Source organism: Campylobacter concisus (assembly GCF_902460715.1).
Classification (GTDB): domain Bacteria; phylum Campylobacterota; class Campylobacteria; order Campylobacterales; family Campylobacteraceae; genus Campylobacter_A; species Campylobacter_A concisus_AK.
Map to the genome: position 1 here is coordinate 391,390 of NZ_CABPUX010000002.1, position 23,610 is coordinate 414,999.

At 33.4% G+C, this 23,610-nt stretch carries 23 protein-coding genes; 10 read left to right on the plus strand and 13 right to left on the minus strand.

Going from position 1 to position 23,610, the window contains the following annotated elements; all coding sequences use genetic code 11:
* Positions 1–210: hypothetical protein (locus F3G91_RS07820; RefSeq protein WP_149701338.1), on the minus strand; the 210-nt coding region annotated here is incomplete at its 3' end.
* A 766-nt stretch (positions 211–976) separates the two neighbouring features.
* Between F3G91_RS07820 and F3G91_RS07825 the strand changes: the two genes are divergently transcribed.
* Positions 977–1,684 carry a hypothetical protein gene (locus F3G91_RS07825; RefSeq protein WP_149701200.1) on the plus strand — a complete coding sequence of 236 codons (708 nt, stop codon included), beginning with the start codon at positions 977–979 and terminating at the stop codon, positions 1,682–1,684.
* Between the two features lie 172 nt (positions 1,685–1,856).
* Here F3G91_RS07825 and F3G91_RS07830 read toward each other — a convergent pair whose 3' ends face one another.
* The 3 genes from F3G91_RS07830 to F3G91_RS07840 are packed head-to-tail and all read right to left on the minus strand — an operon-like array spanning position 1,857 to position 3,909.
* A complete protein-coding gene (locus tag F3G91_RS07830) occupies positions 1,857–2,105 on the minus strand; it encodes a hypothetical protein (RefSeq protein WP_188116816.1) in 249 nt (82 codons plus the stop codon).
* Between the two features lie 14 nt (positions 2,106–2,119).
* A complete protein-coding gene (locus tag F3G91_RS07835) occupies positions 2,120–3,037 on the minus strand; it encodes a helix-turn-helix transcriptional regulator (RefSeq protein ID WP_149701201.1) in 918 nt (305 codons plus the stop codon).
* 53 nt (positions 3,038–3,090) lie between these two features.
* Positions 3,091–3,909, minus strand: a complete 819-nt coding sequence (locus F3G91_RS07840; RefSeq protein ID WP_149701202.1) for an SIR2 family NAD-dependent protein deacylase — start codon at positions 3,907–3,909, stop codon at positions 3,091–3,093.
* A gap of 187 nt (positions 3,910–4,096) precedes the next feature.
* On the opposite strand from F3G91_RS07840, the gene F3G91_RS10580 reads away from it, so the two are divergent.
* Entirely contained in the window at positions 4,097–4,375 is a 279-nt protein-coding gene (locus F3G91_RS10580) for a DUF262 domain-containing protein (RefSeq protein ID WP_188116817.1), read from the plus strand.
* Positions 4,350–4,703 carry a GmrSD restriction endonuclease domain-containing protein gene (locus F3G91_RS10585; protein ID WP_149701204.1) on the plus strand — a complete coding sequence of 118 codons (354 nt, stop codon included), beginning with the start codon at positions 4,350–4,352 and terminating at the stop codon, positions 4,701–4,703. The genes F3G91_RS10580 and F3G91_RS10585 overlap by 26 nt, the downstream gene beginning before the upstream one ends.
* 63 nt (positions 4,704–4,766) lie before the next feature.
* Here F3G91_RS10585 and F3G91_RS07855 read toward each other — a convergent pair whose 3' ends face one another.
* From F3G91_RS07855 to F3G91_RS07880, 6 genes are all read right to left on the minus strand, one after another.
* On the minus strand, positions 4,767–5,981 hold the full coding sequence (locus tag F3G91_RS07855) for an LlaJI family restriction endonuclease (protein WP_149701339.1): 1,215 nt from the start codon (positions 5,979–5,981) through the stop codon (positions 4,767–4,769).
* A gap of 46 nt (positions 5,982–6,027) precedes the next feature.
* Positions 6,028–7,266 (minus strand): McrB family protein, encoded by a 1,239-nt coding sequence (locus F3G91_RS07860; protein WP_149701205.1) that lies wholly within the window; start codon positions 7,264–7,266, stop codon positions 6,028–6,030.
* The gene (locus tag F3G91_RS07865; RefSeq protein WP_149701206.1) at positions 7,263–7,877 is read right to left on the minus strand and encodes a hypothetical protein; all 615 of its coding nucleotides are present in this window, start codon (positions 7,875–7,877) and stop codon (positions 7,263–7,265) included. Before F3G91_RS07865 ends, F3G91_RS07860 begins: the two co-directional genes overlap by 4 nt.
* 73 nt (positions 7,878–7,950) lie before the next feature.
* Positions 7,951–9,420 (minus strand): DNA cytosine methyltransferase, encoded by a 1,470-nt coding sequence (locus tag F3G91_RS07870; RefSeq protein ID WP_149701207.1) that lies wholly within the window; start codon positions 9,418–9,420, stop codon positions 7,951–7,953.
* A gap of 9 nt (positions 9,421–9,429) precedes the next feature.
* Positions 9,430–10,596, minus strand: a complete 1,167-nt coding sequence (locus F3G91_RS07875; RefSeq protein ID WP_012001261.1) for a DNA cytosine methyltransferase — start codon at positions 10,594–10,596, stop codon at positions 9,430–9,432.
* On the minus strand, positions 10,593–10,835 hold the full coding sequence (locus F3G91_RS07880) for a hypothetical protein (RefSeq protein WP_012001260.1): 243 nt from the start codon (positions 10,833–10,835) through the stop codon (positions 10,593–10,595). The genes F3G91_RS07875 and F3G91_RS07880 overlap by 4 nt, the downstream gene beginning before the upstream one ends.
* Positions 10,836–10,986: 151 nt before the next feature.
* Here F3G91_RS07880 and F3G91_RS07885 point away from each other — a divergent pair, with 151 nt between their 5' ends.
* Entirely contained in the window at positions 10,987–11,751 is a 765-nt protein-coding gene (locus F3G91_RS07885; protein WP_149701208.1) for a hypothetical protein, read from the plus strand.
* Positions 11,752–11,765: 14 nt separating this feature from the next.
* On the opposite strand, the gene F3G91_RS10460 is transcribed toward F3G91_RS07885, so the two are convergent.
* Both F3G91_RS10460 and F3G91_RS10465 read right to left on the minus strand, forming a co-directional pair.
* Positions 11,766–12,257, minus strand: coding sequence for an agmatine deiminase family protein (locus tag F3G91_RS10460; RefSeq protein WP_223227845.1), 492 nt, complete (start codon positions 12,255–12,257; stop codon positions 11,766–11,768).
* 20 nt (positions 12,258–12,277) lie between these two features.
* A complete protein-coding gene (locus tag F3G91_RS10465; protein ID WP_223227846.1) occupies positions 12,278–12,499 on the minus strand; it encodes a hypothetical protein in 222 nt (73 codons plus the stop codon).
* A gap of 197 nt (positions 12,500–12,696) precedes the next feature.
* Between F3G91_RS10465 and F3G91_RS07895 the strand changes: the two genes are divergently transcribed.
* The 4 genes from F3G91_RS07895 (at position 12,697) to F3G91_RS07910 (ending at position 17,664) form a co-directional block, all read left to right on the plus strand.
* Positions 12,697–13,284, plus strand: a complete 588-nt coding sequence (locus tag F3G91_RS07895; RefSeq protein ID WP_149701209.1) for a hypothetical protein — start codon at positions 12,697–12,699, stop codon at positions 13,282–13,284.
* A gap of 9 nt (positions 13,285–13,293) precedes the next feature.
* Positions 13,294–14,190, plus strand: a complete 897-nt coding sequence (locus tag F3G91_RS07900; protein WP_149701210.1) for a hypothetical protein — start codon at positions 13,294–13,296, stop codon at positions 14,188–14,190.
* Positions 14,191–14,233: 43 nt separating this feature from the next.
* Complete coding sequence (locus tag F3G91_RS07905) at positions 14,234–15,514, plus strand: DUF2130 domain-containing protein (protein ID WP_149701211.1); 1,281 nt, start codon at positions 14,234–14,236, stop codon at positions 15,512–15,514.
* A 134-nt stretch (positions 15,515–15,648) separates the two neighbouring features.
* Entirely contained in the window at positions 15,649–17,664 is a 2,016-nt protein-coding gene (locus F3G91_RS07910) for an ATP-binding protein (RefSeq protein WP_149701212.1), read from the plus strand.
* 298 nt (positions 17,665–17,962) lie between these two features.
* Here F3G91_RS07910 and F3G91_RS07915 read toward each other — a convergent pair whose 3' ends face one another.
* Positions 17,963–20,104, minus strand: coding sequence for a tyrosine-type recombinase/integrase (locus F3G91_RS07915; protein ID WP_149701213.1), 2,142 nt, complete (start codon positions 20,102–20,104; stop codon positions 17,963–17,965).
* Between the two features lie 421 nt (positions 20,105–20,525).
* Here F3G91_RS07915 and F3G91_RS07920 point away from each other — a divergent pair, with 421 nt between their 5' ends.
* Together F3G91_RS07920 and F3G91_RS07925 are read left to right on the plus strand one after the other, a co-directional pair.
* Positions 20,526–21,677 (plus strand): Cj0814 family flagellar-dependent secreted protein, encoded by a 1,152-nt coding sequence (locus tag F3G91_RS07920; protein ID WP_149701214.1) that lies wholly within the window; start codon positions 20,526–20,528, stop codon positions 21,675–21,677.
* A gap of 105 nt (positions 21,678–21,782) precedes the next feature.
* Positions 21,783–23,537, plus strand: a complete 1,755-nt coding sequence (locus F3G91_RS07925) for a response regulator (protein WP_087580532.1) — start codon at positions 21,783–21,785, stop codon at positions 23,535–23,537.
* Positions 23,538–23,610: the final 73 nt, after the last annotated feature.

The following is a 23,610-nucleotide window of genomic DNA, read 5'->3' on the forward strand; positions in this document are numbered from 1 at the left end:
TGTTATTTGTACTTCATATTCTTTCTTCCATTTGAAAAACTCTTTATTTGATAGCTTTACGCTATAACGATTTTCGATTAGTAACTTGCATTCTTTGAGTGTTGCTTTTTCTGGAAACAAGACTTCAATACATACTTGTTTAATCTCCTCTTTTTTCTTATTCTTTCTAATGGTTTTTAAATCATTTAAAATTATTTTTTTATTTGGCATTTTTTCTCCTTTTTGCCATTTAAAAAATCAAGAGACAGTAATAGCTATCTCACCAAATGGGCATACCTATAGTGTGCCCATTGCTTTAATATGGTAGTTGTTGATAGGTTTTTATTTAAGTAGTTTAAAAGTAGAGAACTATTACAATAGGGGTGCTTAGAACCTATCGTAGAGGTTCTCTTTTAAATACTTAAATAGAGCCTCTACTTTTAACTAATTTTGATCATGTTAACCTCCTTTGGTTAAGACATTTTGTTTTAAAAACTAGGATGATTATAGGGCATCTTTATGGCTAGGTCAATAAAATTTAAACCTCGTTTGGAAGTGCGATGTATCAATGGTTTGCTCACAACTGTCACCTAACACTATAATACTTACAAAATGCTTAAGGCAAATATTTATTTATGTAATTGAAGTGGTTTTAAAAATTTTACTACATTAAAAAATAATTTTATTATTCTTTATTTTTTATTCATTTCGTAGTATATATTCCTCAATAGTTGTATCCAAAACCATATAAAATAAAATTTAGCATCTTTAGCTAATACACTTTTTAGAATGTTATAAAAGCTTTCGAATCTGAAATGTACGTCCCATCACGATAAAATAGCTATCAAATGTCTCATTGTAAAGACTATACTCTAGGTATAGCTCGTTTTTTATTAAAGATATTACTTAAATGAGATATCATAAAAATACTTATATTAGTATTAAAAAATATATTTTATTGTATAATAAGGCACAACTTATAAAAAAGGAGAATAATATGAGTTTGATGTTGAGAATTGGAGGCACAGCCTACGAACAAAGACTTGTTGGTTTTAAGGATGAAAAAAGATTTAAACAGGTTGTTAAAGATCATGATGATTCAATTTTTTACGATATATTAGATGAAAATCTAGAAGATACTAAAGAATTATATCATCAATATATTATTGATGCATCATCCACTATATCCTTGGCTACAAATAAAAACATTGAAGAGATTGGTGTTGTTGAGGATCTTTCAACTATACCTAATAGAAAGGTTGAAAAAGAGGATCTCCAATCAAAAGGTTATGCTTTTGCCTACTCAATCGAAAGAGGTTTTTTCGAGAGTTATACTCTACCAAAAGGAGTTACCAAAAAGAACTTCGATATGGATAATCTATACTGTATTGGCTCAAAATTTAATAAAGACATAGATATGGATTGCTCATCCAACTATGCAATGACATCTGGCACACTATATTACATTACCATGGAACAGATAAAAGATGCAGCGATTAAAGATAAGGCTCTTTTAATGGCTAATGATTCTGCTTTTGATATTAATGAGCTAGATAGCTATGATATTTCAGATATACTAGCAACACTAATTTTTGCTGACTCAAGTATCATAGAGAAATACAAGCTAGAATATAATGAAGATGGTGAGTGCTGCGATAGAGAAGTAAGTGGTTATTTTCTAGATAGTGAGCTAAAAAGGAAGTAATTATAAAAGCTCCATGTCAATATTGATTACCTAATATTGACATGGAGTTATATGTTTTTAAAGCAAATTTGAACCAATCCAGAAAACCAGACATTATAAACTTATATAAATTTACACTACTTTTACATACAAGAATTATTCAGGTTTATAATTTCATCTCTTACGGCTTAGCTTATTTTACTATCCCTTCAAATTCATCTGCCTTTTGAACGCCAAAGATATCTGACGCCTCGCCCTTTTTCATAAGCTCTCTTTTTAGCTCACCCACTGCCATTAGCGCTTCACTATATCCAAGGATGAAATTTTCGCCCACTTCGCTTTTGCAAAGACCAAGCGAGCCATCATCAAATTTTTGCAGTAGCGACCAGCTCTTTTTATAGTATCTAATAAGCTCTAGTGCTTCTTTGTCGTTGCTGCTCATAGCGGCCTCTTTGGTTAGAAATTTATCTCTTTTAGATACTCGCTGACATCTTTTTTGACCTCGTCAGCTAGCTCTTTTGGCTCAAGCACCTTGATAAATGGCAGGTAGTAGTATATGAGCGGTTTTATCTCCATTATGTGTGTAAATTCTATCTCTATCTCGACTGAGCCGTCGCTATCTTGACCAGTTATGCGCTGTTTTGCGTGTGGTTTTCGTTCAAAGTATTTTGCCACTTCTGGTGCCAGCAGTAGCCTTGCTGTTTTTGGAGCTTCTAAGTTTGCCCATGCCGAGTTCATCGCCTTTACACGCTCATCTAGCTCGCTACTTAGCTCAAATTTATCCCCGCTACGCTTTATATCTTTTATGCTTTTTAGGTGAAATTTCTTAAATTTATTACCCTTTTTGCTATCAAGCAAGAGCAGATACCAAAATCCCTCAAAAAGTGCCAGCTTTAGAGGCTTTACAAGAAACTCAAAGCCGTTATACGTGCATGTTATCTCTGCTTTTTCTCTTATAGCATCCTCAAGCGCTTGAAAATTTACAAGATCATCCTCGCTTAGCTTTTCGTTGTTTATGTTTGTAAGTATCGGGTGGTTTAGCTGCTGAGAAATTTGCTCTAGAAGCACGTGAGCCTTGCTATAAAAATTTGATCCCATGTTTTTTGCCACATTATCAAGGATGTTTAGCACCACTCTATCATCGCCGTCTAGTCCGTCGCTCGCGTCCTCGTCGTTTAGGCTCCAGTAGTGCCCCTTTTTGACGGCACCATACTCTCTTAGCGTATCGTAAAGGTCGCGCTGGATGGTCTTTGAGGTTACTCCAAGCATGGCTGTTAGCTCTTTTATCGTGTGCGGCCTCTCTCTTAGCTTTAGGGCTATCGTATTTATGCGTTCAAATTTGCTGTTTTCTTGTTTGGTTATGATAGGTTTCATTTGACCTCCTAGTTTGGGGATTATATCCAAATTAGGACTAGAGGGTGTCTTTTCTAGCATAATATCTGCCTAAGTCCATCTAGCGCGCCATATTTTAGACTTATGCCGATATACTGCGATATATAGTTATCTCGCGGGTTTATGCGGATAAGAGTTGCTTTTTTTGAGCGTTTAACGAATTTCTCACCAAAATTTCTAATTGTTGGCACCGCAAGCCCAGCGCCTAGCTCTATGAGCACAAAGCGGCTATCTTTGTTTTGCTCCAGCCACGCTTCATATCTTCTATACTGCTCGTTTATGCGCATTGTATTTACCATCCAATCGTAAAACATCACAATATTTGGGCGGCTCACGCAGCCACACTCTGGGCAAACTGGCATATCTAAAGCTATAAATTTCTCTTCATCTACTCTTATATCGCTACAAGTTTGCCATATAGCGCCATCACGCTTGTGGATGCACTGAGAGTAGTGGATCGAGCCGTGGCACTCGTAAATTTTCTCTTCGCTAAAGCCAGCCTTAGCAAAGTGTCCATCGACGTTTGAGGTATAGACAAAGTAGTTTTCGTTTTTGCTTTTTACAAGATCTAAAAGTAGCCTAAAGCCATCATGAGGCTCTGTGTTTTTGTATAAATTTAGCCTGTGACCATAAAATGCCCATGCTAGTTTTGGATCATCTAAAAACCACTGCGGATTTGCCATATCTTCAAAGCTTAAATTTCTATCTCTTAAAAATGGATACGCCCTCCAAAATCCCGCATCTCCCCTAAAATCAGGCAACCCACTATCCACACCCATGCCAGCACCTGCTGTGATGATGACTGCATTGGCCTCCTCGATGATCTTTTTGATCTTATCTATCTTCTCTTGCATTTTGATCCTTTCAAAAAAATTTTGGTAATTGTAATGAGCTTATAAGACAATTTTTTGTCTGTTATCTTTAACATATTTACTTTGTAAAAAATGATATAGCTAATTAATTTTTTAAAAAAGAGAGCTTGTGAATGCAGAGGAGGGTAGTTTTGGTTTTATGTGAGATAAAAATAATATAGAAATTCTATTGTTTCAGCGTCCGTATGTTTGGAATAGGGCTCAATGGAAACAGCTTTTTAATGATCTTCTTAATGGCTTTAAGGAGCAAAGATTGCATTTTCTTGGTTCAATTATATTAAAACAATTACCTAGCCCAATGGTAGAAGGAAGTCGTAGAAGCCTAATAGATGGGCAACAAAGATTAAAGACTTTTCCTATTTTAGTTAAGTCTATTTATGATTTATTGGATGAAGATAGACTTGTTGATTATGTAGGTTTTTTTGTACGCAGAGCCCACAAAATATAAAAATCCAAAAATAAAACATTCTCATATAAATAGATCTTCTTTTGAGGCCATTATAAAAGCTAAAGATTATTCTGAAGTATGTGAGTCAAAAGATGATGGTAAATTACTTGCTTGCTATAAATATTTTTCCGAAAGATTAAAAAATAGTAATTTAGAAAGTAGTGATATTGTTCGTTTCTTGGGCTATATATTAGAGATGAAGTTATGGGTTGTTATAAATTTAGATGAAAATGAAGACGAACAAAAGATATTTGACTCTATAAACTCTGTAGGTCTAGTTTTATCGTCAATAGATATCATCAAAATGCAATATTTGATAGACTTATAAAGTCTAGTGATATGAGCGCAGAAAAAGCAAAGGAAATATACAGATATTATGTAGCAAACGCACCTAAATTATATTTTGTATAGCCTCAACTAGCAATTTTTTATTCTCGTTGTTCATCTTGTCATAGTTAAAAATCAAAAATCTAGTATCTACTAAAATTCCTTGCACTATTAAATAATTTGTGCCATTTTTCCATTCCATTGTAGCTTTGCCGATATTCTCAAATTTACCATTTATTGCGATGCTAAATTTATTGTTATTTTTATTGTAAGGCATCAAAAAAGCATTGTAAATATTGCTTTCATCATAACTGTTGTCGCTCTTTATGATATGGGCCGTATATTCGCCATAAGCTACTTGCTTTGTTATATCACTGCTTTGTGGTAGCCCTTTTAAATTAACACCATATTTATAGTATTTTGCATCTAAAATATAAATTTTATCGTCATAAATCATAATGGTATCTGGCTGTAATGAGCTATTATCTTTATCTTTTGTATATCTTAGTTCCCACTGCGTTTTTGGAAAGTATATATTCTTATCAGCAATTCCAAATGCGCTATCTATCATTTTTTCCCAAATCGCATAAAATTTAGTAGTACCAAATTTAAACTCATTTTCTTTTAGTTCATTGTCGTTTTGTAAAAGCATATCTTTCATAGAGCTAAAAAGCAGTCGCTTTTTATCATCAAAAGTGTTGTTTAGTTTGTTTTGTAAAATATAAAGGCAGTGATTTTTGCTTGTTGGTAGATTAAATTTTGGTGGCATAAATGAGTTATAAACAAAGCCAAATTTATGAAAAGCTTCATAAACACAATATCTATTTATGGCTGTAATTAGTTCGTTTTCATTTGTTTGATTTTTCTTGGTTTGAAACTCTGTATAAACGAAAGAACCATTTTTTTGAACCAAAGGGCAATTTTTCTTAATTGTTCTAGCAAAATTTATCTTACCTTTTGTGGCGGTTTGATAAATGGCTTCTCGTTCCATGTAGTAGCTGTGGGCCAAAAAATACTCTATGACATTTTTATAAGCGATGATTGGAAAGGTTTGTTCTATTTGATCGTTATTAGTATCAGTAAAGTGTATTTTGGTATGGGATTTATTAAATTTTAAAAGCACGGATAAGAGCTTTCTAATGTCAGCTCTTATATTTTCATCATCTAAATCAAAACCTAGTGGAAAGCAAATTTGCAACTTATTATTTTTGCTTCTAATGCCAACAAAGTCATCGTTTATGGCATTGTTCAAAAAGCAATGCTCTTTTAAATTAGTTATTTGCTTCATCTATGTTATTTTGTGTCTCTGCTTCGTCTTTTTCGTTTTATTTCGTATTTTTAGCTAGTTCTGCTCTAATTTCGTCATTAAAAATATCAAATTGTAAATCCCCGCTATTTTCATCATTTATAAAATGAACAATAATAGCTTCTAGCGTTTTAAAATTGCTATTGAATGCACCCTTGTCAAATTTAAAAACATCATCCCAAAGGTATTTTAAAACCTTGTATGCAAATAGTTCTTTATTTTTTAGCTCATTTTCAGTTAGGAAATACACACCTAGCCTCTTATCTTCCATTGAGCTTGTATTATCGCCACTTTCAGTAATTACACTATTTATAGTGGTGCAAAAATTTTCCCAAGTTATGGTTGTGTCTAGGATAGGCAACTCTTTAAATTCTTTTGCTGCATTTTTAAAAGAATTTTCAATCAGTCTCATAGTAAATCTACGCTGAAATGCGGTGTCAAGCGTAAAGACATTTTGGTCACTTGTATTCATTGTGGCGATTATCCATAAATTTGAAGGAATTTTTATAGGTTTATCTGTATTGTTTTTACCATAAACTATTTTTGCAATATTTTCATTATTGATAACATAAACACTGTTGCCGTCCTTGTCTCTATCAAGCAACTGAAAAATTTCGCCAAATATCGCAGGTGCGTTACCTCGATTTATTTCATCAATGACTAAAAGATACTTCTGGGTTGGATTTTTATAAGCTTTTTCTAAAATTTTAGTAAAAGGTCCGGGTTTAAAATCATAACTTACAGCACCATCATCTTTTAAAGTAGGCATTATCTGTCCAACAAAATCACTATATGAGTAGTCAGGGTGGAAAACTAATTTTTCAAAAATATAATCATGCTTTGGATGCTCGGTTTCTATTGTATGACTTTTACCACTACCTGGCACACCATAGTAAATTATATTTTCTCCGCCTTTTTCTCTTGAATTTTCATCAATTTCTATTTCATCATTGCTGTCTTTTTCGTGACTACTTTCATCTAGTAAAAAATCAATCTCTTTTTCTTGTAGTTTGTATAAAAATTTACCGCTTTTGCAACGATACATAATACTGTATGGCAAATCTATTTTTATCGGTTCTATGTCAATATTTTCTAATTGTCCATTTTCTTTCTTTATAAGTTTTTTTACAATAAAAAACTCTCCGCTTTCGATAGTTTGTACATAGCCAAAAATAATATCATCTGTCAAAACGGTTTCGTAGTTTTTTATATCTTTAATTTCTAAGTCATCTTTTAATGAGCAAATCCAAGTATTCATATTATTATTATATCTCCAATCCCGTTAAATTCGTCACATTCTAAATTAGTGTTATATGGAATACCGATGTATCTTTTTGAATAGCGGTCAGTTTCATATACAAAAAAACTACCGTATCCCCTTTTTACAATCGTGTCTGTCCTTAGTATATTAAAATTTTTTAGATAGCTTTCGGCTATTGTGTCATAGCTTTCGCCAGAATCTATATCCAGCATCAAAGTATAATAATCGTTATGTTTTTGCATAACATATCTGTAAAACTCTAAACCATATATTGATATTTTTGCATTATGTTCATTAATAGTTATGTTTAATACCAAGAATTGTCCTGGAATTATTTTTTGATACTGAATATATTTGGTTAGTCTAAACCATAGTCCATCTCTATGTCTATTGTCTTTTATGTGAGCCTCGAAATACTTATTTAAAATCGGGTCAAATATTTGAAAATATGCACTTTTTGTTTCACCATAATATGTTGTCTTTTTGTTATTAACATTAAAGGAACTGGAGTTGCTTATTTTATTAAATAGTTCGGTAATTTCATTTATAGATGTAAGATTTATATATAAATCTCTACCTGAATATCCAGTTAATTGCCTTGTTGCCATAATAAAGTGCGTATTCATAAGCTAACCAATAAGTATATTTTTTGTGTATTGTAGTAAAAAGACACTTATTTTGCTATAAATATTTTTTAAATACCTTTGCAAATACTTTTGACATTAGTGGCGGAACAGCATTACCTATTTGCATATAGGTTTTTAGGTAAGGTCCAAAAAATAGATAGTTATCAGGAAAACTTTGAATTCTTGCGGCCTCTCTTGGGGTAATGGCTCTAATTTGAGTTGGGTGAATATGCGAGTGACAGTCCATTTTTAAATGTGCTGTAATTGTTCTGCTAGGTTCATTTTCTACTAGCTTAAAATATTTATCCTTAAATATGTGATTTCTATGGGAATAAGGCATAATATCTTTTATTGTTTCGGTTGTGGAATCCTCCCCCTGCTTTAATAATGAATATATCTTTAAGTTTATCTCATTTTGAAATCGTGCCTTATGGTTGTATGTAAGCGAATAGATATTATTATTATTTATCAAATTCAAATACTCATTATTTTTATATTTATTTATAGAAATTTTTGAACCCGATTCGTCATCGCTTTCCGTTTGGTTTTGTTTGCTTGGGCAAACTAAATTTTCAATATTATCTAGTGCATCTTTTAGAATAAATTTTTTATTTTTTTTTGTTTCATTTTCAATATCGCTCATAATTTTATCTACATCTAAATTATGTTTTTTTGAATATTCCTTATGTATACCAATATAAATTAGCCTAATTCTTTTTTGTGGAACGGAAAAATTAGTCGCATCATATAACCTATATTTAGCTGTGTAGCCTATTTTATCAAAATCCTCTACTACTTGATTTGCTACTTTTAGCATACCTCTTACATTTTCCATTATTATAAATTTAGGCTTTAAATCATTTACAAATTTTACAAAATATTTATACAAAACATTTCTAGGGTCATCTATAACTCGTTGCTGATTAGCACTGCTAAAAGATTGGCAAGGCGGACCACCTATAATCATATCAACTTGTAAATTTACATATTTATGTATATTTTGAGATATTAATTTTACATCATCGTTAATTATACGAGATGAATTTATTTCAGGGTGATTAAAACTATAAGTTCTTAAAGCATCTTTATCAATATCGTTTGCTAACAATATATTGTAGCCCATTTTACTAAAACCATAACTAAAACCACCCGCACCGCAAAACAAATCAATAATTGTAGGCGATTTGCTTGTTTTTTTCGCTTGTATAGATTTTCTATATTCATTTGAAAATTTATTAACAGTAGTTATGAAGAGCTTTTTATTGTTTGCATAAATTGATAAATTTAGAATCAATCTATCATAGTCTTTTTTTAAAATTTCTTTTAAGATGTCAATTTCTTGTTCGCTTTTTATAATTCCTATATGCTTTAATTCATTGTGTAACTTATTGCTATTTAATTCTATAGTTTTTAAATTATATAATTCTTTGGTTTTTTCTATCATACGATTAATTAAATCAATATTTTCCAAAAAATACTTTTTTTCAAGAGGTGTCTTTATATTTGATGCATTTTTAAAAAACATTGTTAAGCCTCATAAATATTTTTTTAAAACCATAGCTATATATTTTGACATTAGTGGCGGAACAGCATTACCTATTTGTTTATATTGTTGTGTTATTGAACACGGAAAAACAAAATCATCAGGAAAACTTTGCAATCTTGCTGCTTCTCTTGGAGTAATGCTTCTCTCTTGTGTATAATCTGGGTGAATGAATTGATTACCATCTTTATACAAATGAGCAATAATTGTTTTTGATGGGGCATCATAATTTTGAACACAATAGCTATTATTAAATAACCTTTTTTTTATATGTATTAAGCTAGGCTCATTCTTATATAAATCTGATAAATCCCATTTGTTTTTTGCCATAAGGCGGTATCTTTTTCTATCTAGTTCATTATGATTTCTAGCAATATGTCCATGCAAGAGATTATAATTATTTTGTCTAATTAACTTTAAATAACTTGATTTATTGGTTGGATTAAAATTAACTGTTTGCATTCCCTCAGATGGCTTTAATTTTGGCAAATCAGATATAGCATCTCTTACTGTCGTTTTTTTAAGTTTCTTTGTAATATTTTTAAGCTCATCATAAATACTTTTAGGATTTATACTTAAATCTTTTCTTGTGCCTATAATAATAATTCTTTTTCTGTCTTGCGGAACCCCAAAATCAACAGCATTCAATAAAATCATATCTTTGTTTTCAATAATATTGTAGTTTTTTTTCATGCCATCAAATATATCTTTAATTATAGATTTGCCTTTTATTTTCGTAGATAATATGCCACTAACATTCTCAAACACAAAGAATTTTGGTTTAAAGTAATTTAGTATATTTAGGTAATTTTCATATAAATAGTTCCTTGGATCTTTCTTCATGCTAAATGGATCTCTTGCCTTACCGTGTGATGAAAAAGATTGACAAGGTGGCCCTCCTATAATAACATCTATATCACTTGTTTTGCCAATATTGCTCTCTATAATGCTTATAATATTTTTATCTGTTATATCAGTTGGCTTTATTTTATTAATCTCATTTTCGTGATACCCATAATGCCTCATTCTTTCTTGTAGTGTCAAACAAGCATATTTATCAAGCTCTATATGAGTAAGGGCCATATATCCTTCCTGGTAAAAACCCTCTGCCATACCACCAGCGCCAGCAAACAAATCTATAAATGTGTGTTTTTTCATTTTGCTTGCTCGCTATTTTTCCATTCTCTAACAACTTGCAATATATCATCATTTTTTAGTTGCGACAACATATCAAGCACAGCTTTCATAGCAATAGGTTTATTTGTTTCTCTAAGCCACTCTATATATGTTCGCTCAGAAATATTAAGCCTATTTGCCATCTCTTTCTTGGTGATATTTTTAAGCTCATTTGCTTCGACTAATTTGTGGATTTTATGAATAATTTGTGCTAATTTCACTTTTTATCCTTTGTTATTTTGGGATTATATATTATAGATCATAAAAAATCCATAAAACATAAATTGTATTACATTTTAATGTATATATTTTTAGTTTTATTTAATGCATATCTAATTTGGTACAATAACGAAAATTTTATAGGAGAGGAAGATGACAAAGAAATATAAAACTAAAATGGAAGATAGTTTTAAAACAAAAGTTCAGCTATTTTTGTTTGACAAGGCTTTTTCTTGGGACAACTTGGATGAAAATGGATGCAATGATTACTACATTATGAGTAATATTGAAACTATAAAAAAGGATTTTAAAAATTTTAAGGTTACTAATGAAGTAGCAAATTTATATAGTAGTAAATACTATCAACTTGAGATAAATAGTGATAAAAGTAAAATAAAGCACAAGGGCAAAGAGTTAAACATTATGATTATAGAACAAAGACAATATTTTGTTCAAAAATCTAAAGAATTTATAGAAATTTTAGATGCACTGGAAAAAGAATATGAAAATGATTTTAAAGAAAAGTTTTCTGAAACAGATTTTAATAAGATGCTTGACAAAACAACTTGCTCATATTGCGGTATAAGCCTAGCTCAGATCGAAGAGCTTGGCAAAAATGGCAAGCTAAACAACAAAAGAAGCGATACCCGCGGATATACGCTAGAGATAGATAGAATGCTACCAAATTTGGAGTATAGCAAAAAGAATTGTTGCATGGCTTGCTACTGGTGTAATAATGCAAAAACCGATGAATTTTCACCAGAAGAATTTAAGCCTATTGCTGAAGGTATTAGAAAGACTTGGAATGAAAGACTGAAGGCTATTGGGTATAGCGAAGAAGAAATAAAAGACGTGCCAGACCCAGAAATTTGGAACACTAAATTTGATACAAGCATGGAGCCAGATATAGAGAAATAATTAAGGCGGTAGCTCTACCGCCCAAATTTCTCCGCCGTTATGCAGTGTAGCGCTCCGCCAAGCTCTATGATCTCGCTTAAATTTATCGTCTCTACATCGCAGCTGCTATAAAATTTCTTGATCTGCTCCAGCGCAACATCGTCATCATCTATCCCATATATCGGAACTATTAAAATATCCTTAATTTTAATAAAATTTAAGTAAGCGCCCCAGTCTCTCTTTTTAGTAAAAAATCCCTCTTTATACTTCATAAATTTCACATCCAAACCGCTTTTTTTAAGGGATTTTATAAGCCTATCGTTAAAGCTTTTGCTCTCATTTGAAAAGTCATTTACTAACACGCTATTTTCATCTATCCACCTCACCATGGCATCGCTGTGCCCTAGCATATCGTAAGGCTGTCTTGGTATGATAATAAGCTCATTTAATGCACATTTTTGCTTTATAGTTCTCACGATCTCGGCTTTTGTTTTTGACGGATTTTCTCTAAAAATTTTATCAGTCATGATGGCTTTGCCTCCAAGTCTTACGAAATTTCGCCATCAATGACTAAATTTATATGCTCTTTTGATGGCTGGATCTTTGTTCTTAGATGGCTATATTTTTCATCTTTTAGGTAGTCTGGATCGTAGTCGTAAGAGATGAGGCGTCCATCATCAAGCAAAATCGGCATAAAGTCCCTCATCCAAATGTCTTTGGTCTCTAAAAACTCGTATTTGACCCAGTGTTTGTCAAATACCTGGCACAAGCTTTTGGCTGTTTTGACGTGGTGTTTTGCTAAAAGTGCGGAGAGTAGGATAGTTAGCTGAATATTTGCTCCTAAATTTGATAGTTTTTGTGAAATTTTACTAGTAAATTTCTAGACATTTTTTGTCCATTCTAGTTGCTATAATTTCACAGATCGCAAAAAATGTATCGGCGATAAAAATCAAAAAAGGATAATCAATGATCTACGAGCAACTTAAAATTCTCACACAAAACAGCGACAAAAAGGCGCTCTCAAAAGCACTTGGCTACGTTAGAGAGCAAAATTTCACAAGAGCACTTGCAAATTTAGAGGCAGCAAAGAGCCTAGATGAGTTCATCACAAAGGGGCACTTTGACTGGGCGCATAGCTCAGAAACGCTCATTTTAGCTCTTAGCAAGCACTTTGGCCTTAGCATAGACGCTGAGCTTAGCGAGGTGCAAAAACTCTACAACGAGCGAGTAAAATTTAGAGGCTCATATATCTATATAGATACGGATTTTAGGCGTAAGAGTGAGCCTATATTTGCTCTTGCTATGGCGCAGCATTTAAGGTATATCAGCCTAACGCCGTTTTTAGATGAGCTTTGTTTTAAAGCATTAGATGAGCAGCTAAAAGTCATCTCAAAGATTACCAAAAACTACTATCAAAAAACGCAAACTCTGCCTATTTTTGGAGTTATAACTGGCTTTAAGCTCTATTTTCTAGGCGAAGATTATTCACTTGATACAAATGGAAATTTTACAGATAAAGAGATCGCCGAACAGGTGGCGGTGATTAAATTTTAAAGGACAAAAATGGGACAATTTACAAAAGAACAAAGGCGAAAGCTAAATAGTATAAACGAAAGGCTCTATGATCTTGAGCGCCGTGTCGTGCCACGTGCAAAGCAGATAAATATGTCGGTAAAAGATGTAAAAGAGGCATGGGATCATGAATGCAGCCTTCTACTCTATTTTTACTCAAAAGATGAACTTCTTATGCGATATAGACAGTTCATGAATCACATAGATGACTACTTTTATACGGAAAATCAAAACGAATTTATAAACTGGCCCACACATGAGATGTCTGGCGAGTGGCACTGCTGGTTTTATCACTGCTTATATGACCATACGGATCTTAGCTGGGATGAAATTTTAACTATCGACAGGATGGATGGTAAGCTTCGCTCATGGTATGACTATACGCCTATAGATCTTTGCCTAGAAAAGTTAAAGTGTAGCGAGAGAGAAGAGTATATCTCTGATGCCAACAAGGATCAGTGGGAGCAGATAGAGAAGATAAATAAAGCGCTATCTAGCTATCAAGATATCCTAATAAGAGATGCAAAGATACTTGAAAACAGGCTAAAAGCAATGGTTGAGGGTGGATTTATCGAAGACTATGCTATGGAATTTCGTTTGGTCTTTTATTTGCGCGAAGACGATCCAGATTATGACGAAAATGACGATAATTTCTTAGCCATCATCAATGAGCCTATCGTTCCTGGCGAAATGAGCAAGCAAAAGAGCCGCTGGACGCAAAACTGCAATGAATATTTTGGTAGCTCTGTCTATTTTGATAGTAAGGCATATTTTTGCTATCTATTTGCAGCTTTTAACAATAACACACATATCAATAAGATCAAAGACATACTGCGCATAGGCTCTGTTGATATGGCACTTTGCTGGGATGAATACTATGAAATTTAAAGAAAAAATAGCATAAGATAAAGATAAAAAATGGAGGTGAAAAATGACAAATCAAACAACGATAAAGTGTCCAAACTGTGGGTGTGAAATAGATATAAATGACGCCTTATATCATCAGTTAGAAGGTAAATATAAAGGTGAATACCTAGCCCAAAAGAAGCAGCTTGAAGCTGAACTTGAGGCTAAAAGAAAGGAGCAGGAGGCTTATTTTGAGAGTTTAAGAGCAAAAGAGCAGCAACTGCAAGATCAAAAAGAGAAATTTGAGGAAGAAATCAAAAAAGCTACGCAAATACAGCTAAAAATGGAAAGAGCAAGACTTCAAGATGAGCTGCGAAAAGAGATACTTGACGAGCAAAATGAGTCGGTGGCACTCTTGCAAAAACAGCTTGAAGAGAAGTCAAATCAAGTAAAAGAGCTAAATATTACAAAGGCTCAAATTTTGCAGCTTCAAAGGGAAAAAGAGGAGATGGAGTCTGCCATAACTGCAAAGGCCGAGCTGGCATTAAACGAAAAGCTAAAAGAAGAAAAAGAGAAGATACAAAAGGCTGCAGATGAGCAAAATGAGCTTAAATTTAGACAAAAAGAGGAGCAGCTAAAACAGCTTCAAGAGCAACTTCAAATAGCCCAAAGAAAGGCCGAGCAAGGCAGCATGCAGCTTCAAGGTGAGGTGCAGGAGCTCGCGATAGAAGAGTGGCTTAGGGAGAAATTTCCATTTGATACTATTGATGAGATCAAAAAAGGTGCAAGAGGTGCTGACTGCGTGCAGATCGTGCATACAAGGGAGTCTCAAAACTGCGGAACGATATATTATGAAAGCAAGAGAACAAAAGAATTCCAAAGGTCTTGGATAGAGAAATTTAAGGCTGACATGAGAGAAAAAGGCGCTGATATCGGTGTTATAGTTACTGATGCTATGCCAAGTGATATGCAAAGGATGGGGCTGTATGAGGGGGTTTGGGTCTGCACTTTTGAGGAATTTAAAGGCTTAAGTGCTGTTTTAAGGGAACAACTCATAAGGATACACCACGTCTTGATCGCGCAAGAGAACAAAAGCGACAAGATGAGCTTGCTCTATCACTTTTTAACCAGCAATGAATTTAAAATGCAAATAGAAGCGATAGTAGAGGCATTTTCAACCATGCAAAGCGACCTAGATAGTGAAAAGCGCGCGATGCAAAAGATCTGGAAGCAAAGGGAAAAGCAGATCGAAAAGGTGCTAGATAATACCATAAATATGTATAGCTCTATAAAAGGTATCGCTGGAAATGCAGTGGCAAATATAAAAGCTCTGGAGCTGCCATATAATGGTGATACGCAGGAGTAAATAAAGAGCGTTTCAAAACGCTCTTTATAAATTCACCTTTCACAGCAAATTTCTCAAATTTTTATAATTATGGACATAAAAATGTCTTTTATGCCGAGTAAAATAGCTTCAAACAAAAACAAAAGGAACTTGTCGTGGAAAAAGAGATTTTTTACGTAGATAGCGAGATATATGAGCTTGCAACACTTTGGACACTTCGTGCTATTTTTGATCTCGGAGGAGAAAGAGAATTGCTAAGAAGCGGATGTGACGATGTTTTAGAGTTTTTGGGTATCGAGTCAAAAGAGCCCAAAAAAGAAGAGATCCAAAATCTTAAAAACAAACTTGAAATTCTTGAAAAAAGTCAAATTTCATGTGAGATAAAAGATCTTGAACACAACCTAAATTTACTTCAAGCAAATTTAGGTCTAAATAGTGCCGAGAGAGATATTTTGAGATTTGTTGCGATCATGTACAACTACGAAGTGATATCTAATGCTTGCAGTTTACTAGGAGATCTAAACAACATACAAGCCACAAAAGCCATCTCAAAGATACTAAATTTACGTTTCGGCGATGTTCAAAAAGCCTTTAGAAAAGATGGAATCTTTGCCAAGACTTCGATTATAAAGCTAGAAAATAATGTGCATAACCTAAAATTTAAAATCGATGTCATAAACAATAACTTTATGTGTGATTTGTTTGTTAAATGCGAAAGCATGGACGAGATATTTGAAAGCTCGATAAAGCCATGTAGCAAGACAAATTTGACCACAAAAAACTACCCACACATAAAAGAAGATGTGAAAATCTTACTTTCGTTTTTAAAAAGTGCCGTTAGTAAAAAACAAAAAGGAGTAAATGTACTCTTATATGGCTCAGCAGGAACTGGTAAAACCGAGCTTAGCAAAGTGATAGCTAGTGAGCTAAATTTGAAGCTTTATGAAGTAGCTTATGATGACGGAGATGGATATGCAAATGAGCATCAAAGGATAAGATCGTATTGTCTTGCACAAAATGTATTATCCGCTGGATCAAATTTACTCATGTATGACGAAGCAGAGGATATATTTAACACAAATAATGACGAAAAAAGACAGTATGGTAAAGCCTTTATAAATAGATCTCTTGAGACTAATGAGTTGCCTACTATTTGGATAACAAATAACATTTTTGATATGGATGAAGCTGTGGTTAGAAGGTTTAACCTAGCCATAGAGATAGGCATACCAACTGAAGATGTAAGAGCAAAGATCATAAAAAAATATAGTGAAAATTTGATAGACAATAAGCTCATAAAAAAGCTGGCCAAAAATGACTTTATAGCTCCAGCACTAATCAGCAATGCGAGCGTAGTAGTCTCAAATTTAAACACAAAGGACAAAAATAAAGCCTTTGAGCGAGTAATAAACAACACTTTAAAAGCACAAGGTTACGAGGGGATAAGAGATTACAATCCAAGAGATGATCTGCCAAGTAGCTACGATCCAAATTTTGTAAACTCAGACTGCGATCTAAACGAGCTAATGCAAGGCATAAAAATAAGCAAAAATGCTAGAATTTGTCTTTATGGTGTGCCTGGAACTGGCAAAAGTGCTTACGCTAAATTTATCGCTAAAAGTCTAAAAAAGCCGATCATCATCAAAAAAGGAAGCGATCTTTTATCTATGTTTGTAGGATGGACTGAGAAAAATATAGCACTAGCCTTCAAAGAAGCCAAAGAAAAACATGCTGTGCTAGTCTTTGACGAAGTAGATAGCTTTTTGCAAGATAGAGGCATGGCTACAAGAAGCTGGGAAGTAACCCAAGTGAATGAGATGCTAGTACAGATGGAGAGCTTTGATGGTATCTTTATCGCTACGACGAATTTGATCGATAATCTAGATAAAGCTTGTCTTAGAAGATTTGATCTAAAGCTTGAGTTTGGATATTTACTACCAGAGCAAGCGCAAAATTTGTTTAAAAAAGAGTGCACACTACTAAAAGTCAAATTTGACGAAAACGCAGCCAAAAAGGTTTCAAATTTAGGCTTGCTAACGCCTGGAGACTTTGCCAGTGTTAGAAGACAAGCTAAATTTAGACCTATAAAAAATGGCGACGACTTTTGCTATAGACTTGAGCTTGAAGTCGCACTAAAAAATGAAGCAAAGAGTGTCAAAATAGGTTTTTAGGGATGATTCCTAACGAGGTGTTTTTGTCTGATCTGTCAGACAAAAAGTATCCTCGCCCAGACGGAATAAAAGATAGCTTTTTGATAGATGATATCATATGTATGCGAATAGTGAGCTGGTTATGGATTGTGTTTTTCGTTGTTTATTGATCCATTTAAGATAAATCAAAGAACGTATAGCGAAATATTAAAAAGCCATAAAATTAAGCATAGTTTTAGAATCTTAAATAACCTTAAATTATAAATCAATCTTTACTATTTATTCTAACAATGCCATCATTTTAAATGGTTTACTATGCTCACCCTTCCCCTCCTTGATTAAAATTTACCTCTTCAACTAGATCCTTTAGAATTTTAGGAGTTACTGGTTCGCCATAAGTGTTCATGGTGATCTTGTATTGTTGTTCATGTCCCACAAGAGCAGCTATATGTTCAACTCTTTTGCCACTTTGGATGAGCTTGTTTATGAAAGTGTGTCTAAATGAGTGAAATGTCCTTGTCTTATCACTATCTTTTATAACTTTAGTGTTTATCTTTTTTCTAAAATATTCAGAGAAGTCTTTATTGTCGCAATTAAATAGCCTAACTGCTTTGCCGCATTGCTTAGCTAGCTTCTTTTTGCTCTCTATAAATTCAAATAGCCCAATGCTACTTAGCTTAGAATGGATAGGAACTATCCTTACAGAGTTTCTAGTCTTTAAAGTCTTACTTTTACCTGTTTTTACATCTATTTTTGTATTTAAACTAAAGCATACTATGTTATATTTTTCAACTATGTCATCTGTGTTTAGCTGGATTATCTCATTTAGTCTCATGCCAGAGTAAGCTGCTATATGAGTAACAAAAAATAGCTCATCTTTGCTAATCCTTTGGCTTTTAGTATCACCACTTAATCTAATCTTACTAACAATATCCAAAAGTGCATTTACATCACTATCTTCATAAGGGTTTTTATTTGTAACATCATCTTGGTTTAAATTTATTTGTAGATCTGTAGCTGGGTTCTTATCTATATAGTCGCTATCGTAGCAGTATTTAAAAAACTCACTAACTCTAACAATATACTTCTTAATGGTTGATTTAGAAATTTTTGGTCTATCCTTTGCTAAAGTTATGATCTCATCTAAGCTTTTATCTTTATAGAGACTATTTTGAGAGAGTTTGGTTGGTAGTTGCAGTAAGACATTTCTAAAATTTAGCAAGTCATCTCTTTTTATCTTTTTAATATCTAGCCCATCACCAAATTTCATAAACATCAGCTTTCCTACATGTCTAACAAGACCAAATGTGCTATCACTCCAGTTGTTTGAAATACTCGTGTTTGATACATAGTTTTCAAATGCACTCTTTAGTGTGACCATGTCAGCTTTGCTCTCGCTTTTAGCAGATGAGTCTAGCTGTGATTTAAAGCTTTTAGCTCTATTAGAGAAGAGCTTTTGAAAGAAATTTATAGCTTCATTAAAAGTCATGTCACTAACATCACTTCTATCATTCAAAGCAAGATCTTTAGCCTCAATGTCACTTAAAACTATACCTTTATCTTCATATTTATCTGCCTTATATAGCTTTACCTGACCACCAAAGCTAGGATCATTTAAATTTCCATATCCAAATTTTAGATCATCACTTAGCTCATTGTCTCCATCTGGCAATAACTCACAACCAAATATTCTTAAGATATCGTTTTGTGTGAGTGCTCCCTTTTGCCTAGCTAGTTCATTTATAGCATCTCTTAACTCACAAACAGAGTGCTTTAAAGACTTTTTAGTAAAAGGTAGCACCAAATCCTGCTTTTTTAAAGCTTCTATGTCGTCTTGATAGCTATCTATGTTAGCCTCTCTAACGCCTTTTGCTATCTCATCTTTGGCACTATCATCTAAATTTTCGCTCTTATGCTTTTTACTAAGTGGCACAAATGCCTGTTGCTTATCATTTAATAGCTTTTGATTTTTGCACATCTTGTATGATATGTGATTTATGTTATCTATCGTTGCCTCAAGCACTCTTTTGCCAAGAAGCTTTTTGGTGTGAGAGTCAGTGCAAGATAGCTTTTTGCAGATATCATCAACCTCTTTTGATATGACACTGGGTAAGCTATCTTCTTTTAAACTCTGTTTTAAAAACAAATTTAGTGATAGCAATCCATCTAAATTTATATATCTGCCAAGCATATCATGCTCTTTGATGCTTTTGGCCTCCTTGGCTTTTAAGAGCATAAGCACCAAGTGCTCTATAAGTTCGCTGCTCAAATTCATCTTCCATGCCTTTTTGATCGCGTTAAAAATTATAGAGTAGATCTTAGCACGATTTTTTGCTGTATCAAAGCGTTTTGTGAGGAAGGAGGTTATATATTCGGTTTTATTACCAAAATAAGGCCTCAGATATAGTGGGATAGCTACTCTAAAGTAGTATATACCATTTCGTTTGACTAGATATTGCATCTTTGTTACCTATGCAATATAACTTTGTAGCAAAATGTAGCAGATATTTAGTGTGAAACTGGCTGTGTGCCGTCTTTTTGGTGCTTACACAAGGTTTATTTTTAAACCCTCATAAGCCGGAGGTCGGGAGTTCAAGTCTCCCCCGTGACACCATAGATGTCCTACTTATCGATACTTTAACTGCCCTTTTTGCAGTTTCCCTTTCTTTAAAATTTCCTAAAAGTATGGTACAGTTTTTATAAAAAGTGGTACATTTTTTCAGGATAGATTTATTTTACAAGATGATTTCTATAAATTTGCTTTTATTTTTACTGATAGATAAAATTTTTATCTCAAAGTGAACAAACTTAAATTTATCTCACTCTTAAATTTTCGGCACAACTTTTGCTTACTCTTTGAAGCTAAATTCAAGGAGTAAGCTATGAAAATCTCTTATAACTCCATCTTAACAAAACAACACTACCAAAAACATACAAAAAGCGAAGGCTTTGCAAGCTTCTTACCTAACACTACAAATATAAATTCAATCAGCCAAGCCACTATTCCTAAAAATGACTTTGTTTCATCTAGTAGTATCGACTCTCTTTATCAGGCTAAATTTACTTCACAAGAGGGTTATGGATATAGTGTAGATGCTAAAGGATTTATGGGGGCTGATTTTAACAAAGCAGCAGACTTGCCACAAGACTTTAAAATCCATAAAAGCACACTTGATGCGATAGTGCTACACAATCAAAAACACCCAAACTATACAAATATTTCAATGGATACAAGAAAGGATAATGCTCTGTTTGGAGAGGATAGCTTTGCAAATATCGATCTAGCAAATACCATCAAGCAATACTATAAAATTTTTGATCAAATTTCAGCTGGAGTTATTAGCAAGGGTAAAGAGTTTTACTCAAATGAAGATCTAGCAAAGATGCCAAAGGGTTACTTTTCAAAAGATAAAAAAATGGATCATTTCGAATACCTAATGGGTAGGATGTCAAGTGATGAGATAGATGGGCTAACTGATAGGAGCAATGAAAAGATAACTCATGTCTTCAGGACAACACAAGATGCAGACGATGCACGTAAGCTAGTAAATGATCTAAGTGATATAAATGTAGAAGTCAATGGAAATTTCCTTGACTTTTCTCCAGAAGTGATGACAACTGAGCATACTATCCCTTATATGTGGGTTAGTAGCGCTGGATATGACTTCAAGCCTGATATGTCTGTATATGATAGCGAACAAGGCTATACTAAGGAGCAAATCTTTGTGGCATTTTTGAAAAACGAGCAAGGTCTTGTGCTGCAAGGCGGCACAACAAGGATAACTGATGAGGCTCGCAATGTATATAGAGACACACTCATACTTACAAAGCAAGATAGAAGCGAGATAGGCATACCAAAGGCTTATTATGATGAGATACTATCTGGTAAGAAAGATCTAAAAGATATACTAGCTAGGATTTTAAAGCTTAGAAATTTAGAGCTTAAAAAAGATCACACCCTTGAGGGGCTAGCAAATAAAATAATGGACGTTTTAAAAGAATTTGATGAGAGGACGAAGACAAGAGAGCTTTAAAAAATATAACATAGTAGGCATTCGCTCTAAGCCCTTTTAGACTATAAACTACTAAACATTTTTTATATTTGCCGATATAAGATATATATTTTAAAAGGATTTAGAATGAATATATCACCAAATTTAGAGCCCATAAATATAAATTTACCCAAAGATATGATCTATTCAAGGGTCCTTCTTGGCGTAGATAGAGTGCAAACTTTAGACAATACAAATTTAAAGTCTGAGCTTAAAGACATCGCTACTAAGCTTATCTCAAATAGCACTTACTCTATCATCCAAAGCGCCAGCACCAGTGGCGTGAAGTCAGAGTATGCTAAAGCAGATAGTGGGACAAACGATGCTTTTTCTTATGTGGATATACAAAGAAGAAACTGGGACAAAAAAGACTTTGAGAACAAATATCTCTTTGGCGAAGATGCCTCAGCGCTAAGGAAAGTGGATCAAACTAGCACCTATTTCTCATCTATAAATTCAAAAACTCCCATTAAGCCCATCGCGGCAGCAGATACTAAATTTACAAATTTAAATGACTACGCCTATGAAAAAACGATAAAAACCTCACTGGGTGACGTGGAGGTCTTTTTGGATCTTTATGACGATAATGACAAACTAGGTATAGGCAAGCTAGATGCAAATGGATTTTTATTTAACTTTGATAGCAACAAGGACGGAGTGATAAATTCTGGTGATAAATACTTTGATAAGCTAAAGGTTAGAGGCTACGACAAAGATGGAAATGAGAAAATTTTCAAACTAAGCGAAGTTGTAAGCGAGATAAACCTTAACGACTTTATCAAAAAAGATATTAGAAATTTAAGCCATGAGGCTATGGACTTTGCTAGCAAGAACACAGTTGATTACAGAGTTAGTTTAAATAACTCAAACCCTTATACTCTATTTTCAGCCGAGTATCGCTACCAAAAGATAGACAAAGAAGAGACTAATAAATTTTTCAAAGACCATGCAGACAAAGACGGCTGGGTAGATCTTAGGGATAATAAGATATTTAACGAAGAGAGCGGCTTAAACAACTTTGCCTATGAGAAAGTTGGCTTTGACGGCAAGAAAAAGCTTAGTGAGTTTAACCCTATCATAAAGCCTTCTGGATCTAAACAAGATGAGAGCTTTTCATACGCAGGCTATCAAAAAGATAGCTTTATGAAATTTTATAACGACTACCAAAAAGAGTCTAGCGCTCATAGCAAAGATGTAGAGTGGATAAGCAAAAATTTAAAAGAAAATGATGTAGAGGATGCAGATGATCTCATCTCAAAGCTAAAAGCCACAAAGTCATCTTATATGATCGCTATGGAGAGTGAGTTTGAAAAAGCAACTGGGCTTGAGTTTAGCCTAGAAAATTTAGAAAGAGTAAAGCATGCTTTTGAGAGTGATACGAGCAAGGCAGCAGCTGCACTAAAAGACACAGACAGCGTAATAGCTATGAAGCTAAATAAAAATGGCACGATCACACTTAAATTTGACAGCGGAAGAGAGCTAGAGGTAAAAGAAATTTATAACGACACTGGCAAGCTAATCAGCAAAGATGACAAGGATAGCAAAAGAGCAAGTATAAATTTAGACGCTAAAGCTATGAATGATGTAGAGCTAAATAGACTTGACTTTAAAGATATAGGTATAAAGCAAGATGAGAAGATATCTAGCCTAAAAGAGCTTGGAGCAAAGCTCGTTAAAAACCTCACTGATAAATTTACAAGTAAATTCCTAATCGGACTTGAAAACGGCAAAAGCATCACCACTAAAGAAATTTACAACATCACTTATCTTGAAAACGACCTAAAATTTAAAGAGCTATCTAGCAAAGATAGGCTTTATAAAAAGGTAGATACGAGAGTTTAGGAGTAAATTTATGCAAACTAAAAACCTTTGTAAAATAAATCTTTTCACAAAAAAGACGATATCTTTGGTATGA

Bases quoted from the DNA above. Each gene is read 5' to 3' on its own strand.
- F3G91_RS07825 (WP_149701200.1), top strand. From the start codon at position 977: ATGAGTTTGATGTTGAGAATTGGAGGCACAGCCTACGAACAAAGACTT.
- F3G91_RS07830 (WP_188116816.1), bottom strand. From the start codon at position 2,105: ATGAGCAGCAACGACAAAGAAGCACTAGAGCTTATTAGATACTATAAA.
- F3G91_RS07835 (WP_149701201.1), bottom strand. From the start codon at position 3,037: ATGAAACCTATCATAACCAAACAAGAAAACAGCAAATTTGAACGCATA.
- F3G91_RS07840 (WP_149701202.1), bottom strand. From the start codon at position 3,909: ATGCAAGAGAAGATAGATAAGATCAAAAAGATCATCGAGGAGGCCAAT.
- F3G91_RS07860 (WP_149701205.1), bottom strand. From the start codon at position 7,266: ATGAATACTTGGATTTGCTCATTAAAAGATGACTTAGAAATTAAAGAT.
- F3G91_RS07865 (WP_149701206.1), bottom strand. From the start codon at position 7,877: ATGGCAACAAGGCAATTAACTGGATATTCAGGTAGAGATTTATATATA.
- F3G91_RS07870 (WP_149701207.1), bottom strand. From the start codon at position 9,420: ATGTTTTTTAAAAATGCATCAAATATAAAGACACCTCTTGAAAAAAAG.
- F3G91_RS07875 (WP_012001261.1), bottom strand. From the start codon at position 10,596: ATGAAAAAACACACATTTATAGATTTGTTTGCTGGCGCTGGTGGTATG.
- F3G91_RS07885 (WP_149701208.1), top strand. From the start codon at position 10,987: ATGACAAAGAAATATAAAACTAAAATGGAAGATAGTTTTAAAACAAAA.
- F3G91_RS10460 (WP_223227845.1), bottom strand. From the start codon at position 12,257: ATGACTGATAAAATTTTTAGAGAAAATCCGTCAAAAACAAAAGCCGAG.
- F3G91_RS07895 (WP_149701209.1), top strand. From the start codon at position 12,697: ATGATCTACGAGCAACTTAAAATTCTCACACAAAACAGCGACAAAAAG.
- F3G91_RS07900 (WP_149701210.1), top strand. From the start codon at position 13,294: ATGGGACAATTTACAAAAGAACAAAGGCGAAAGCTAAATAGTATAAAC.
- F3G91_RS07905 (WP_149701211.1), top strand. From the start codon at position 14,234: ATGACAAATCAAACAACGATAAAGTGTCCAAACTGTGGGTGTGAAATA.
- F3G91_RS07915 (WP_149701213.1), bottom strand. From the start codon at position 20,104: ATGCAATATCTAGTCAAACGAAATGGTATATACTACTTTAGAGTAGCT.
- F3G91_RS07920 (WP_149701214.1), top strand. From the start codon at position 20,526: ATGAAAATCTCTTATAACTCCATCTTAACAAAACAACACTACCAAAAA.
- F3G91_RS07925 (WP_087580532.1), top strand. From the start codon at position 21,783: ATGAATATATCACCAAATTTAGAGCCCATAAATATAAATTTACCCAAA.